Origin of the sequence: Rhodoplanes sp. P11 (assembly GCF_964266735.1) — a bacterium.
GTDB classification, from domain to species: domain Bacteria; phylum Pseudomonadota; class Alphaproteobacteria; order Rhizobiales; family Xanthobacteraceae; genus Rhodoplanes; species Rhodoplanes serenus.
Map to the genome: position 1 here is coordinate 373,862 of NZ_CAXWGY010000016.1, position 13,682 is coordinate 387,543.

The following is a 13,682-nucleotide window of genomic DNA, read 5'->3' on the forward strand; positions in this document are numbered from 1 at the left end:
CAAGCTCTCGATGGGGCTGGCGCGCCCGACACGATTCGAACGTGTGACCTTTGCCTTCGGAGGGCAACGCTCTATCCAGCTGAGCTACGGGCGCCTGCGGCCTAGATAGCCGATCAGGATCGGCCGGGCAACGGGCCAGACGCGAGCCGGAGTGCCGGTTTTCGCCAGGCCGGGGAACCGCCCTTCTGGCAGGCCGGCGAGCGCTGGCCAGGGGCCTTCGCGCACGGGTCTTGGGGGGCAGCGCCACCCCGCCGGCGCGCCGACGGAGCACCGCACCGACAACACCGGCGCACCGACCGGGGCGGCCGGCGGAGACCCCCGCGTGACCCCACCCCACCACCATTCCGGCCACAGGCGTCGCGGCGGCGGGCGCCCCCACCCCAGTCTGCCCCAGTCTGCCCCAGCCTGCCCCCACCCCGACCCTGCCCCGCCCCGCCGCCCCGCGGCACCGCCGAGCGGCAAAACGCCCGCCGCGCCGAGGCAGGGCCGGCCCGGGCGCCTCGCCCTTTCCTTGTGGCGCCGGGCGCCCTATGACGCTGGGGCGCCCCACTCTCTCGACACCCGGACCCGTGACCCATGAAAGTCGACGGCAGACACACCCGCACCCTCTGGCTCGAGCCCGACGGCTGGGCGGTCGGCACCATCGACCAGCGCCAGCTCCCCCACCGCTTCGTCACTGTGCGGCTCGAGACCCTGGCGGATGCCGCCGAGGCGATCCGCTCCATGCTGGTGCGCGGCGCCCCGCTGATCGGCGCCACCGCCGCCTACGGGGTGTGCCTGGCGCTGCGCGCCGACGCCTCCGACCGGGGGCTGGCGACCGCCTGCGAGACCCTCGCGGCGACCCGCCCCACCGCCATCAACCTGCGCTGGGCGCTCGGCGAGATGACGGCGGCGGTGGGCCGCCTGCCGGTCGAGTGCCGCGTCGCCGCCGCCTATGCGCGCGCCGCCGCGATCGCCGACGAGGACGTCGCCATCAACGCGGCCATCGGCCGCCACGGGCGGGCACTGATCGAGGACATCGCCCGCCGCAAGGGCGGCGCGCCGGTGCAGATCCTCACCCACTGCAATGCCGGCTGGCTCGCCACCGTCGACTGGGGCACCGCCACCGCGCCGATCTACCAGGCGCACGACGCCGGCGTGCCGCTGCATGTCTGGGTCGACGAGACACGGCCACGCAATCAGGGCGCCTCACTCACCGCCTGGGAGCTGTCGCAGCACGGCGTGCCCTGCACCCTGATCGCCGACAACACCGGCGGCCACCTGATGCAGCACGGCCTCGTCGACCTCGCCATCGTGGGCACCGATCGGGTCACCGCCCAGGGCGACGTCTGCAACAAGATCGGGACGTACCTGAAGGCCCTCGCCGCCCACGACAACGGCGTGCCGTTCTACGTGGCGCTGCCGTCGCCCACGATCGACTTCGCGGTCGTCGACGGCATCCGCGAGATCCCCATCGAGGAGCGCGGCGCCGAGGAGGTCACCCTGATGACCGGCGCCACCGCGGACGGGCGCATCGAGACGGTGCGCATCGCCCCGGCGGGCGTGGCAGCGGCGAATTACGGCTTCGACGTCACCCCGGCACGGCTCGTCACCGGGCTGATCACCGAGCGCGGCGTCCTTCCGGCGACCCGCGAGGGCCTGGCGGCGGCATTTCCGGAGCGGGCGGGCCTGCGCGCCGCCGAGTGAAGGCGGAGCGGCGGCCGCGTGGATCAACGGCGAACCATGCCCGAGAACACCAAGATCAGCGCCTTCGTGGTGTCCTACAACAGGGCCGACGTGCTGCCCACCTGCCTGGCGAGCCTCGGCTTCGCCGACGAGGTGGTGCTCGTCGACAAGTCGTCGACCGACGACAGCGTCGCCCTCGCCGCCGATCTGGCCGACCGCATCTATGTCGTCCCGTGGAGCCCGACCGTCGAGGAGACGCGCCTGTTCGCGGCCGCGCGGTGCGCGCACGAGTGGATCGTCTTCCTCGACGACGACGAATGCCTGTCGCCCGAGGCGATCGAGTTTCTCGGCCGCGAGCTCGCGGCTCCGCGCGCCGATGCCTACGCCCTGCCCCACCGGCACTATGTGCTCGGGACGCACGACCCGGACGCCTGCTATTGGCCCGAGCACCAGCTGAGGGTGTTCCGCCGCGGCACCGTGGCGTTCTCCGACACGGTGCACGGCGGCACCCATGTGCTCAGCCCCAACCTCTACGTGGTGCCGCCCGAGACCGGCGTGGCGATCCACAACTTCTCGCACGAGAGCGTCTTCCGCTGGATCGAGAAGTCGAATCGCTACACCTCCCGCCCCGACCGGCTCCGCCCCGACGACGACACTCCCGATCTGGTCGCCTTCGCGCATCGCCGCATCGACCATTGGATCGCCCGCAGCCGCAACGCCCATCCCGGCAGCTACGCCGCCACCATCGCGCTGCTGCGTGCCCTCTACGACACCATGGATCGCCTGAAAGCCTGGGAGGAGACGGCAGGCATCGACGGCGAGGCCCGGTTCCGCCAGGCCCGCGCGGCGCTGTCGGAGACCTACCGGACGCTGCCCCGGCTGCGCCGCCGCGCCGCCCCCGCCGCGGTGGTCGACGTCCGGCCGGGGCCGTCGGAGCCGGCGCGGACCGAGCCCGGGCCGGCGGAAGCCCACGACGCCGCCGCGGCACCCGCCGCGCACGCACATGATCTCGCCGAGATCAAGCGCGCCTATGACGAGCTGCTCGTCGCGGCGCGGCGCCAGGCCGCCGAGCTGACCCGGCTGCGGCGGTTCGAGGCCTCGCACCTGCATCCGGTGCTACTCGGCGCCGTCAAGGTGGAGCGCGAGATCCGCCGCGTCGTCGGCCAGCTTCGTCGCCGCCTGGGCGGCACCTGACCGGGCGGCACCTGACCGCACGGCGCGCGCCACGGCAGCCCGCCGCACCTCACCGGCTGGCGCGCTCGAACTGGCGCAACAGCTCGTTGCCGCGGCGCACCGCCGAGGCGAGCGCGTCGCGGGCGGTCTTGCGGCCTGCGAAGGCGTGCTCCAGCTCCTCCTCGATCACGTCGCGCACCAGGATGAAGGAGCCGAGCCGGATCGCCCGCGAGTTGTCGGTCGGCGGATTGAGCATCACCTGCGCGATCGCCACCGCCGCGCCGGGATCGCGGTCGTAGAAGCCCTGGGCCCGGCTGAGCTCGAAGGCGGCCTGCGTGGTCGGCAGGTAGCCGGTCGCCTGATGCCAGCGCGCCTGCATGTCGGGGCGTCCCAGATAGGCGAGAAAGCGAGCGATGCCGCGATACTCCGCCGGCGGGCGGCCGCGCAGCACCCACAGGCTGGCGCCGCCGATCATCGCGTTCTGTGGCGCCCCGGGCACGTCCGGCCAGTAGGGGAGCATGCCGTAGCCGACCTCGAACCGCGCCCGCGCCTTGAGATCGGCCGCGAGCCCCGAGGAGCCGAGGAACAGGCCGCACTCGCCCGCGTGCAGCATCGGCTCCGCCGCGGTACCGCGGCCCCCATAGGTGTAGAGCCCGGCCTTCTGCCATTCGGCGAGCGCCGCCACGTGGCGCACCAGCACCGGATTGTCGATGACGAGCTCGGCATCGAGGCCGCCGAGCCCGTTGGCCCGCGTCGCGATCGGCACATTGTGGAAGGCCGAGAAGTTCTCGACGTTGACCCAGGACGGCCAGTGGGTCGAGAACCCGCAGGCGACGCCGGCCTGGCGCAGCCGCCGCGCCGCCTCCTCCATCTCGGGCCAGGTGCGCGGCGGCCGCGTATCGTCGAGCCCGACGGCGCGGAACAGCGTGCGGTTGACGTAGAGGATCGGGGTCGAGGCATTGAACGGGAAGGACAGCAGCCGGCCTTCGGCGTCCGAGTAGAAGCCCGACACGGCCGGCAGGATGGCACTCGCGTCGAACGCCTCGCCGGCCTCCCGCATCAGGTCGTGCACCGGATAGATGGCGCCCCGGGCCGCCATCATGGTGGCCGTGCCGATCTCGTTGACCTGAACGATCCCGGGATGGCTCTTGGTCCGCACCGCGAAGATCGCCGCCGTGACGGTCTCGGTGTAGCTGCCCTTGTAGACCGGCACGACGCGGAATTCGCCCTGGGCGGCGTTGAAGCCGGCGACCATGCGGTCGATGTGGCGGCCGAGCTCGCCCGCCATGGCGTGCCAGAACGCGATCTCGGTGGCGGCTCGCGCCGGGCGCGCCACCAGGGCGGCGCCGAAGCCGGCCAGCACGGCACGGCGGCCGAGCCGCCGCGATTGCGGCGCCCCCACACCCCGCCGCGGGACCACCCCCGTCATCGCGAAAACCATGTCATCGAGGAGACCACGTCATCGAGGAGACCACGTCATCGAGAAGACTTGCTCATGAGGACGCCGCGCCATGGAGGGACACGCGACAGGACCCGAGCGACGCCGCGCTCGGGCCGGCGCCGCCCGCCGCGATTCGCGGCCGGCCCGCCAGGATGGCCATCCGATCACGAATTCGCTAGGATTTCGAGCTTCATGACCGGAGCCCCGATCCAGCCCGAGCGAACGGTGCCGCAGTGTCGCCAGTGCGCAGTCTCGTCGTTCTCGCCCTGATCCTCGTCGCGATCCTGATCGCGCCCGCCGCGCCGGCGCGCGAGTTCCGGGTCGCCGACACCCAGGTCGAGGACTATCCAACCGTCCAGGCGGTGCTCCACATGAGCCGCCTGATCGAGGAGCAGACCGGCGGCCGCCACCGGCTGCGCGTCTTCCATTCGCGCCAGCTCGGCGAGGAGCAGGACACCATCGAGCAGACCCGCGTCGGCGCCATCGATCTCAACCGCACCAACGTGGCCCCGATGGGCGCCTTCGTGCCGGCCGCCAACGTGCTGGCGCTGCCGTTCCTGTTCCGCTCCAAGGCCCATCTGCACGCGGTGCTTGATGGCCCGATCGGCGAGGAGATCCTGGCGAGCTTCGAGCCCCACGGCTTCGTCGCCCTCACCTTCTACGATTCGGGCGCGCGCTCGATCTACACCCGCAACCGCCCAGTCCGCAGCCTCGCCGATCTCGCCGGCCTGCGCCTCCGGGTGCAGCAGTCGGACCTGATGGTGGCGATGGTGAAGGCGATGGGCGCGGTGCCGGTGCAGCTCCCCTACGGCCAGGTCGAGACCGCCCTCGCCACCGGCCTGATCGACGGGGCCGAGAACAACTGGCCCTCCTACGTGACCACCGGCCACTACAAGGTCGCCCCGCACTACATTCTCACCGAGCACACCATGAGCCCCGAGGTGCTGGTGATGTCGCGCCGCGCCTGGGACAGCCTGTCGGCCGACGACAAGGCGATCTTCCGCGCCGCGGCGTTGGCCTCCAACCGCGCGATGCGCCAGCAGTGGAACGCCCTCGAGGAGCGGTCGCGCGAGCAGGCGCGGGCGGTCGGCACCACGGTGGTCGGCCGCTTCGACCGCGATGCCTTCGTGGCCGCGATGGCCGGCGTCCATGCCGGCGTGCTCAACGATCCGGCGCTGCGCCGCCTGGTCGAGCGCATCCGCGAGAGCGAGTGACCGTGTCCGCACCACCGCCATCGAGCGTCGCTCCGCCTGCCGCCATCGAACCGGCCGCCGGCGCCGGCAGTGGCGCGGCGACGCCGTCCCGCCGCGGGCTCTCGCCGGAACGCCTGGTCCGCCTGCTGCCGATCCGCTGGCGCATCCTGTCGATCGCGGTGCTCAACACCGCCGTGGTGCTGATCCTCGCCGCGCTGATCTGGAGCGGCGCGATGGCGCTCGGCCGCGCCTGGGACGAGGTCCGCGCGGTGCGCGAGTCCGACACCCTGCTGGTGACTCTGGAGGGCGAGGCGGGACGGCTCCAGAATCTGATCCACCGCTACATCAACGAGCCGAGCCCGGAGATCTTCGCCGAGATCCTGCTGGTGCGCGAGGCCGTGCTGGGCCTCCTGCGCACCCGCAAGCCGGCCGACCGCATGCTGGCCGACGCCATGGACAAGCTCGCCGGCGTCACCGAGCGATTTCTCGACGGCTTCGGCGAGCTGCGCGGCGTGCAGGCGGCGATCAACCGTGTCTACGAGGACGAGGTGCTGCGGCCGGCACGCGAGATGGCGGGCCTGTACTCGATCATCGAAGGCGTGGCGGGGCGGCGTGACGCGCTGATCTGGCCGTCGCTCGGCAAGTCGCGCGAGGCCTTCACGGCGAGCCTCGTCGCCGCCAATGCCTATTATCTGTCGCTCGCCATGACGGCCGCCGACGAGGCGCAGCGCAATCTCGAAACCATCGAGCGCACCATCCCGGTGATGGTCGACCTCGCCGAGACCGACGTGCAGCGCGCCGCGCTCGACGCGCTCGGTCGGCGTGCCGCGGCGTTTCGGGCCGGGCTCGCCTCGCTGTCCGAACGATTCGCCGCCCGCACCCACATCCTGCGCACCGCCATCGACGGCAACCAGGCGTCGATGATCTCCACCATCGACAGCTTGCAGCACGAGATGCGCGAGCGCGAGAACCGAGCCCAGGCGTCGCTCGACGGCACTCTGCGGAGGATCTTCCGTCAGGTCGTGCTGGTCGCCAGCGGCTTCCTGGTCGCCATCCTGATCGGCGCCGCCGTGGTCACCAGCAGCATCCGCGAGCCGCTGCGCGAGCTGATGTCGGCCATGCACGCCATCGTGGCCGGCCAATACGACAAGGTGATCCGCAGCACCCGCGAGAAGGACGAGATCGGCGCCATGGCGCGCGCCGTCGAGGTGTTCCGCGAGAACGCCATCGCCAAGCGCCAGGCCGAGAACGACCTGCGGGCCGCCAAGGAGAACGCCGAGACGGCGTTGCGCGAGCTGCGCGACGCCCAGAAGAGCCTGATCGACGCCGAGAAGCTCGCCGCGCTCGGCGGCCTCGTCGCCGGCGTCGCCCACGAGGTCAACAACCCGGTCGGCATCAGCCTCACGGTGGCGTCGAGCCTCTCCCGCCGGGCCGACGTGTTCGCCGGCGAGATCGCCCAGGGGCCGCTGCGCCGCTCCAAGCTCGACGAGTTCGTGGCCGGCACCCGCGACGCCGCCGGACAGCTCGTCGCCAACCTCCAGCGCGCCGGCGAGCTGATCCAATCGTTCAAGCAGGTGGCGGTCGACCGCAGCCATGCGGAGCTGCGCGACTTCGACCTGCGCGAGGCGACCGAGCAGATCGTCGCCAGCGTCCGCCCGGTGCTGCGCAAGGCGCAGATCGCCCTGGTGCTGGAGGTGCCGGACGGCATCGCCATGGACAGCTATCCGGGCTCCTACGGCCAGGTGCTGACCAACCTGTTCCTCAATGCCGTCGCCCACGCCTTTCCGGACGGCCGCACCGGCACCATCGAGGTGCGGGCGCGGCCGCTCGGGCCGCAGCATGTCGAAATCATCGTGGCCGACGACGGCGTCGGCATGACCGACGCGGTGCGGCGGCGCGCCTTCGACCCGTTCTTCACCACCCGCCGCGGCCAGGGCGGCACCGGCCTCGGGCTGCACATCATTCACAGCCTGGTGACCCAGAGCCTCGGCGGCCGCCTCACTCTCGACACCGCGGCGGGGCACGGCACCAGCTTCCGCATGGTGCTGCCGCGGCGCGCCGGGGGCAGCGTCGACACCGTCGCGGCCGGCGCCGTCCCCGCCCTCCAGATCACGGACCGAGCCCATGGTTGATCCCGACGACATCGTCGACATCGTCGACGATCGCGACGAGCCGCCGACCGCGGCCGGACCGCGCTGGAAGATCATGGTGGTGGACGACGAGCCGGCCGTCCACGACGGCACCCGCTTCGCGCTCGCCGACTACACGCTCAACGGCCAGGGGCTGGAGATCGTCTCGGCCTACTCGGCCGAGGAAGGCCGCGCCATGCTGCGCGCCCACCCGGACACGGCCGTGATCCTGCTCGACGTGATCATGGAGACCGACACGGCCGGGCTCGACCTCGTCGACTTCATCCGCACCGAGCTGAGGAACGAGACGGTGCGCATCATCCTGCGCACCGGCCAGCCCGGCCAGGCGCCCGAGCGGCGCATCATCGTCGATTACGACATCAACGACTACAAGGCCAAGACCGAGCTGACCGCCGACAAGCTGTTCACCTCGCTGACCGCGGCGCTGCGGAGCTGGCAGCAGCTCGAACGCATGCTGGAGACCCGGCGCGGCCTCGAGATCATCGTCGACGCGGCCTCGACGCTGTACGACTTCAAGTCGATTCAGCGCCTCGCCGAGGGCGTGCTGGTGCAGCTCGCCTCGCTGCTGAAGGTCGATTGCGACGGCATCCTGGTGTTCCACGACGGCGGCCGGGCGCAGCCCGTCGCGGTGCTGGCGGCGGCCGGCTGCTACACTCATCATGTCGGCGCCAACGGCGTCACCACCCTCGATCCCGACCTGCGCCAGGTGGTGGAGGCCGCATTCCGGGCGCGCACCCACCAGTTCGTGCCGCCCTGGTCGGTGCTGTACATCCGCACGGCGAGCGACCGCGAGGTGGTGGTGGTGCTCCAGGTGGCTCGCCCGCTCTCGGCGACCGACCGCACCCTGGTCGAGCTGTTCACCAGCAAGCTGTCGATCGCCTTCGACAACGTGATTCTCTACGAGCAGCTCCAGGAGGCCAACAGCCGCCTGGAGGACCGCGTCAACCAGCGCACCCGCGAGCTGACCTCGGCCAACCGCCGGCTCGCCTCGCAATGGGCGCGGCTCCAGCGCGCCAACACCTTCAAGAGCGAGATCCTCGGCACGGTGGCGCACGACCTGCGCAACCCGCTCTCGGTGATCATCGGCCGCGCCGAGATTCTCGAGCGCATGGTCACCGATCCGGCGCTCAATCCCGAGGCCGCCAAGGCGCAGATCAAGCACATCCATAATGCCGCCGACCGCGTCGCCGACATGGTGGAGAGCCTGATCGCCGACGCCATGACGGATGCGCTCGACATCACCATCCGGCGCGACCTGGCCGATCTCGCGACCGTGGTGCGCGAGGTGGCGGAGGCCAACCAGCCGCTCGCCGCCAAGAAGGAGCAGACCATCGCGCTCACCGTCACGCCGGGCGCGCCGGTCGTCTGCGATGTCGATCGCATTCGCGAGGCGGTCGACAACCTGGTCAGCAACGCCGTCAAGTACAGCGCCATCGGCGGCCGGATCGAGCTGACCTACGACGACGCGCCGGAGGGCGCCCGCATCCGCGTCAAGGATTCGGGCCCCGGCATGACGCCGGAGGACCTGCGCCGGCTCTACGGCCGCTTCCGGCGGCTGTCGGCCAAGCCCACCGGCGGCGAGACGTCGATCGGGCTCGGGCTGTCGATCGTCAAGCGCATCGTCGACCTGCACGGGGGCGTCATCGAGGCCGACAGCGCCGGCGAGGGCCACGGCACGACCTTCACGGTGGTGCTGCCGCTGCGTCCGCCGGAGCCCGAAGCCGAGGCTGCGGCCCCGCCGACGCAAGGATGACGCGAGACGGTTGACGCGGGAACCGCTGCAAATCGTTAAACCCCTCCGTGTAGGGTCCGCAAGCACGCGCTTTCGGACCCTGTGATGCTCCCACGCCCGCCCCGCGTCCGCACGACGCCGGCATGCACGCCCGTCGATCTCGCGAGACCGGCGCGCCGCCCGCTGAGCGTCACGAACACCGACGAGAAGGCCGCGAAGGCGACCATGAGCCCCCAGACCTGCAAGGCCCACATCATGGCGGCGAACGACGGCCCGCCGGGCGCAGTCGATCCGACAGCCTGGGGCTGCCGCGCGCCCGACAGCCTGTACGGCCTGGAACGCCCCTTCATGAAGCGCAGCCTCGTCGAGCCGGACCGCGAGCTGATGGGCCGCGGCCCCTGAACAGCCAGCGCCGCGAGGCTCAGCAGGCGGCGTGCTGCTCGCGCAGGTGCGGGTACTGCTCGGTGAGCAGCGAGCCCGAATAGTAGGTCGGCACGAAGGCCGGCTGCGCCCGGATCGCCTCCAGCCAGGCGGCGACCGCCGGCCGACCATCCCACAGATGATCGAGCCGGAGATCCGCCATCCGCACAATCACCGGCATCACGGAGATATCGGCGAGGGTCGGCGCCGCACCGAGCAGGAACGGCCCGCCGCTCGCCGCGATGGTCTCGTCGAGCCGCATCACGGCGCGGCCGAGCCGGCCGAGCGCCGCCGCCATCTCGGACTCGGGAAAGCCGGTGCGACCCATGGCGAGCAGGAACTCGCGGCGCAGCGGCTTCGACTCCGCCATCGCCAGGAACGCCGCCTCGCTCATCGCCTGGAAGTGCGGCAGGAAGGCGAGATTGTAGGTCGGCACGCGGATCGCCGGCGCCGGCACCTCGTCGACGAAGCGCATCAGCGACCGCATGCGGGCGCGCGCCACCGGGTCCTGGGGCACGAACCGCGGCCCCTGCGGGAACACCTCCTCGACATACTCCATGATCACCGACGAATCGATCACCACGGCGCCGTCGTGCACGAGGGTCGGCACCACGCCGTTGGGATTGAGTGCGAGATAGTCGGGCACGAGCTGGTCGCCGGCCAGCAGATCGAGACGCCGCTCCGCGAAGGGCAGCCCCTTGGCGTTGAGCACGAAGCGCACCCGCTGGCTGCATGTGGATTGCGGCGCGTTGTAGAGGGTCAAGGCCATGGCGTCTCGCTCCCGCTCGCGCCCGCGGTGCGTGGCCGGGGCGTCGCTGCATCTTCGGCGTGGGCGCCACGTCGCCGCGGCGCCCACGCGAGCGTCGCAGGCCGGCCGTCGCTTCGTCAATGCCGCGGCGGCGCCCACACGGGACGGTTGCTCTCGGGCCGAGGCCCTATATACAAAGGAGGCCGGCCGTCGCGGGTCGGGTTGCGAGCGGCGAGGAGCCCATGGACGAGCGGCTGCCACCTGCCGACGAGCTGCGCCAAGACAGCATGCGCCAAGACGGCATGCGCATCACCTTCGACGTGCCGATCCCGATGGACGACGGCATCGTGCTGCGCGCCGACCTGTTCCGCCCCGACGACGACGGCCGCCATCCGGTGATCCTCTCCTACGGCGCGTTCGGCAAGGGCCTGGCGTTCCAGGACGGCAATGCGAGCGCCTGGGAGCGGCTGGTGGCGGCCTTCCCGGAGGTGCTGCACGGATCGAGCGGCCGCTATCAGGTGTGGGAGGTGGTCGACCCGGAGCGCTGGGTGCCGGACGGTTATGCCTGCCTGCGCATCGATGCGCGCGGCGCCGGCCGCTCGCCGGGCTTTCTCGATCCGTGGTCGCCGCGCGAGACGCGCGACATCGCCGCCTGCATCGCCTGGGCCGCGGCGCAGCCCTGGTGCAACGGCCGCGTCGGCATGAACGGCATCTCCTACTTCGCCATGAACCAGTGGCAGGTGGCGGCGCTCCAGCCGCCCGGCCTCGCCGCCATCTGCGTGTGGGAGGGCGCCGCCGACTTCTACCGCGACGCCTGCCGGCACGGCGGCATCTATTGCGGCTTCATGGCGAACCTCTATCCGCGCGCCTTCCACCGGGTGCAGCACGGGCTCGGCGAGCGCGGCCTGCGCAGCCGCGTCACGGGAGACTGGGTGTCGGGACCCGAGACGCTGTCGGACGAGGAACTCGCCGCCAACCGCATCGACATCGCGCGCTTCATCCTCGACCGCCCGTTCGACGGCCCCGACTACCGGGCGCGCAATCCCGATTTCTCGACCATCACCGTGCCGCTGCTCAGCGCCGCCAACTGGGGCGGCCAGGGGCTGCATCCGCGCGGCAACTTCGAGGGCTTCGCCGCCGCCGCGTCCTCGGCGAAATGGCTGGAGGTGCACGGCCACGCCCACTGGTCGCACTTCTATTCGGACTACGGCGTCGCTCTCCAGAAGCGCTTCTTCGGCCGCTTCCTCAAGGACCAGGATACCGGCTGGGACCATCAGCCGGCGGTCCAGATCCAGGTCCGCCATCCGGGCGAACGGTTCGTCGAGCGGCACGAGACCGGATGGCCGCTGCCGCGCACCCGGTGGACGACGCTGCATCTCGATCTCGACCGGCTCGCGCTGTCCGAGGAGCCGCCCGCCGCCGCGCTCACGCGGTCCTACGCGGCGCTCGGGCCAGGCCTCGCCTTCTCGACCCCGCCGCTCGCCGCGCCGCTGGAGATCACCGGGCCGGTGGCGGCGCGGCTGTTCGTGTCGTCGTCGACCACCGACGCCGATCTGTTCCTGGTGCTCCAGGTGTTCGACCCGCAGGGCCGCGAGGTGACCTTCATCGGCGCCAACGATCCGCGCACGCCGGTCGGGCTCGGCTGGCTGCGCGCCTCGCACCGCAAGCGCGACCCCGACCGCTCGACGCCGTGGCGGCCCTGGCACACCCACGACGAGGCGTGGCCGCTGGTGCCCGGCGAGCCGGTGGCGCTCGACATCGAGATCTGGCCGACCTCCATCGTGGTGCCGCCGGGCCACCGGCTGGTGCTGGCGGTGCGCGGCCGCGACTACGAGGCCGAGGGGCCACCGCCGGACCTGCCCGGCGTCAAGTACACGCTCACCGGCGTCGGGCCGTTCCGCCACGATCATCCGGAGGATCGTCCCGAGGCGATCTTCGGCGGCGCCGTCACGCTGCATGCCGCGCCCGACCAGGCGCCCTTCCTGCTGCTGCCGGTGATCCCGCCGGCGTGACGGCGGGCGCGCCGCACGCGCCACTCAGTTGGTGCCGAGCCGCGCCTTCGCCTCGGCGAGCGGTGCGAGATCCACATGCGGCGCCACCTCGACGCGCCGGCGCAGCACGCCGAGATCGTGCACGGTGTCGAGATTGCGCTGGAGCGCCGCGATGTCGGGAGTCTTCTCCGGGTCGCGGTAGAAGTCGCCGCGGCCGAACACCCAGCCCTGATAGACCGAGGCCGGCCGCTTGGTGAAGCGCGCCGTGATCTCGGCCGCCTCCGTCTGGTTGGCCGGATCGAGGAACCAGCGCAGCGCCCGGATCGAGTCCTCCAGAAAGTCGACCACGGCGGCGCGCTGCTCGCGCAGGAACTCGGCGCGCGCGACATGCACCAGCGACTGCACCTCGCCCATGGCGTCCTCCGGGCGGAACAGCCGGCGCACCCCGCCGTTGCGCTCCATCGTCTGGAGGAACGGCGGCGTCGCGGTGACGAGGTCGACCTTCTTCTCGCGCAGCGTCGCCTCCATGGCGGGCAGCCGCACCTCGACCACGGTGAAGTCGGTCTTCTCGACGAGGCCGGCCTTCTTCAGGTTGGCCAGCATGGCGTAGTGGAAGCCGCTGCCCCGCGCGCTGGTGGCCAGCACCTTGCCGCGCAGATCCGCCAGGGTGGCGATGCCGGAGTCGGCCCGCACCAGGTATTCCGGCCCCTGATGGCCCTTGCTGCTCCAGCCGGCGACGTCGGCGATCACCTTCAGGTCGAGACCGCCGTTGAGGATGGCGAGGCCGAGCGACGAGAAGGCGATGTAGCTGACGTCCAGCTCGCGCGCCGCCATCGCCTGGAGCGCCACCGAAGTGCCCTGGAAGTAGATCGGCTCGACCGTGTAGCTGCGGCCGTAGTGGCGCAGAATCTCGGTCTTCTCGAACAGCAGTGGCGAGATGTCGCCCGGCACCTCGCCATAGCCGAGCCGGATGGTCACCGGCGCAGCGCGTGCCGGGCCGGTCGGGACGACGGCGGCCGCGAGCGCGAGGGCGGTGCCGTGCAGCAGATCGCGTCGGCTCGGATCTCTTCGGTTCAGATCTCGTCGGTTCGGATCGCGTCGACTCATGGGCTCCTCCGTGCGCGCTGTCGGTCCGCACCGCGGGCCGGGGTCCGGTCGCACCACACGGG

At 71.8% G+C, this 13,682-nt stretch carries 10 protein-coding genes and 1 tRNA gene; 7 read left to right on the forward strand and 4 right to left on the reverse strand.

All coding sequences use genetic code 11. From position 1 onward, the window contains the following. Positions 1 to 17: 17 nt before the first annotated feature. A tRNA-Arg gene (locus tag ACFQUV_RS13485) sits at positions 18 to 94 on the reverse strand. Positions 95 to 576: 482 nt separating this feature from the next. Between ACFQUV_RS13485 and mtnA the strand changes: the two genes are divergently transcribed. Both mtnA and ACFQUV_RS13495 read left to right on the forward strand, forming a co-directional pair. Continuing rightward, a complete protein-coding gene (gene mtnA / locus ACFQUV_RS13490; RefSeq protein WP_129610151.1) occupies positions 577 to 1,686 on the forward strand; it encodes an S-methyl-5-thioribose-1-phosphate isomerase in 1,110 nt (369 codons plus the stop codon). Between the two features lie 36 nt (positions 1,687 to 1,722). Beyond that, the gene (locus ACFQUV_RS13495; RefSeq protein WP_129610153.1) at positions 1,723 to 2,859 is read left to right on the forward strand and encodes a glycosyltransferase; all 1,137 of its coding nucleotides are present in this window, start codon (positions 1,723 to 1,725) and stop codon (positions 2,857 to 2,859) included. Between the two features lie 49 nt (positions 2,860 to 2,908). On the opposite strand, the gene ugpB is transcribed toward ACFQUV_RS13495, so the two are convergent. Continuing rightward, the gene (gene ugpB / locus ACFQUV_RS13500) at positions 2,909 to 4,267 is read right to left on the reverse strand and encodes a sn-glycerol-3-phosphate ABC transporter substrate-binding protein UgpB (RefSeq protein ID WP_129610155.1); all 1,359 of its coding nucleotides are present in this window, start codon (positions 4,265 to 4,267) and stop codon (positions 2,909 to 2,911) included. A 254-nt stretch (positions 4,268 to 4,521) separates the two neighbouring features. On the opposite strand from ugpB, the gene ACFQUV_RS13505 reads away from it, so the two are divergent. The 4 genes from ACFQUV_RS13505 (at position 4,522) to ACFQUV_RS13520 (ending at position 9,756) form a co-directional block, all read left to right on the forward strand. Further along, a complete protein-coding gene (locus tag ACFQUV_RS13505; RefSeq protein WP_244601646.1) occupies positions 4,522 to 5,493 on the forward strand; it encodes a TRAP transporter substrate-binding protein in 972 nt (323 codons plus the stop codon). 125 nt (positions 5,494 to 5,618) lie between these two features. After that, positions 5,619 to 7,604 (forward strand): HAMP domain-containing sensor histidine kinase, encoded by a 1,986-nt coding sequence (locus ACFQUV_RS13510; protein ID WP_129610202.1) that lies wholly within the window; start codon positions 5,619 to 5,621, stop codon positions 7,602 to 7,604. Next, positions 7,597 to 9,375: a DUF3369 domain-containing protein gene (locus ACFQUV_RS13515; protein WP_129610157.1), complete on the forward strand. Its 1,779-nt coding sequence runs from the start codon at positions 7,597 to 7,599 to the stop codon at positions 9,373 to 9,375. Before ACFQUV_RS13510 ends, ACFQUV_RS13515 begins: the two co-directional genes overlap by 8 nt. Before the next feature lie 204 nt (positions 9,376 to 9,579). Next, positions 9,580 to 9,756: a hypothetical protein gene (locus ACFQUV_RS13520; protein WP_165364043.1), complete on the forward strand. Its 177-nt coding sequence runs from the start codon at positions 9,580 to 9,582 to the stop codon at positions 9,754 to 9,756. A gap of 19 nt (positions 9,757 to 9,775) precedes the next feature. On the opposite strand, the gene ACFQUV_RS13525 is transcribed toward ACFQUV_RS13520, so the two are convergent. Next, the gene (locus tag ACFQUV_RS13525; protein WP_129610159.1) at positions 9,776 to 10,543 is read right to left on the reverse strand and encodes a glutathione S-transferase family protein; all 768 of its coding nucleotides are present in this window, start codon (positions 10,541 to 10,543) and stop codon (positions 9,776 to 9,778) included. Positions 10,544 to 10,764: 221 nt separating this feature from the next. On the opposite strand from ACFQUV_RS13525, the gene ACFQUV_RS13530 reads away from it, so the two are divergent. After that, on the forward strand, positions 10,765 to 12,534 hold the full coding sequence (locus ACFQUV_RS13530) for a CocE/NonD family hydrolase (RefSeq protein ID WP_207211531.1): 1,770 nt from the start codon (positions 10,765 to 10,767) through the stop codon (positions 12,532 to 12,534). 24 nt (positions 12,535 to 12,558) lie between these two features. On the opposite strand, the gene ACFQUV_RS13535 is transcribed toward ACFQUV_RS13530, so the two are convergent. Next, positions 12,559 to 13,620 (reverse strand): ABC transporter substrate-binding protein, encoded by a 1,062-nt coding sequence (locus ACFQUV_RS13535; RefSeq protein WP_129610161.1) that lies wholly within the window; start codon positions 13,618 to 13,620, stop codon positions 12,559 to 12,561. Between the last annotated feature and the right edge of the window lie 62 nt (positions 13,621 to 13,682).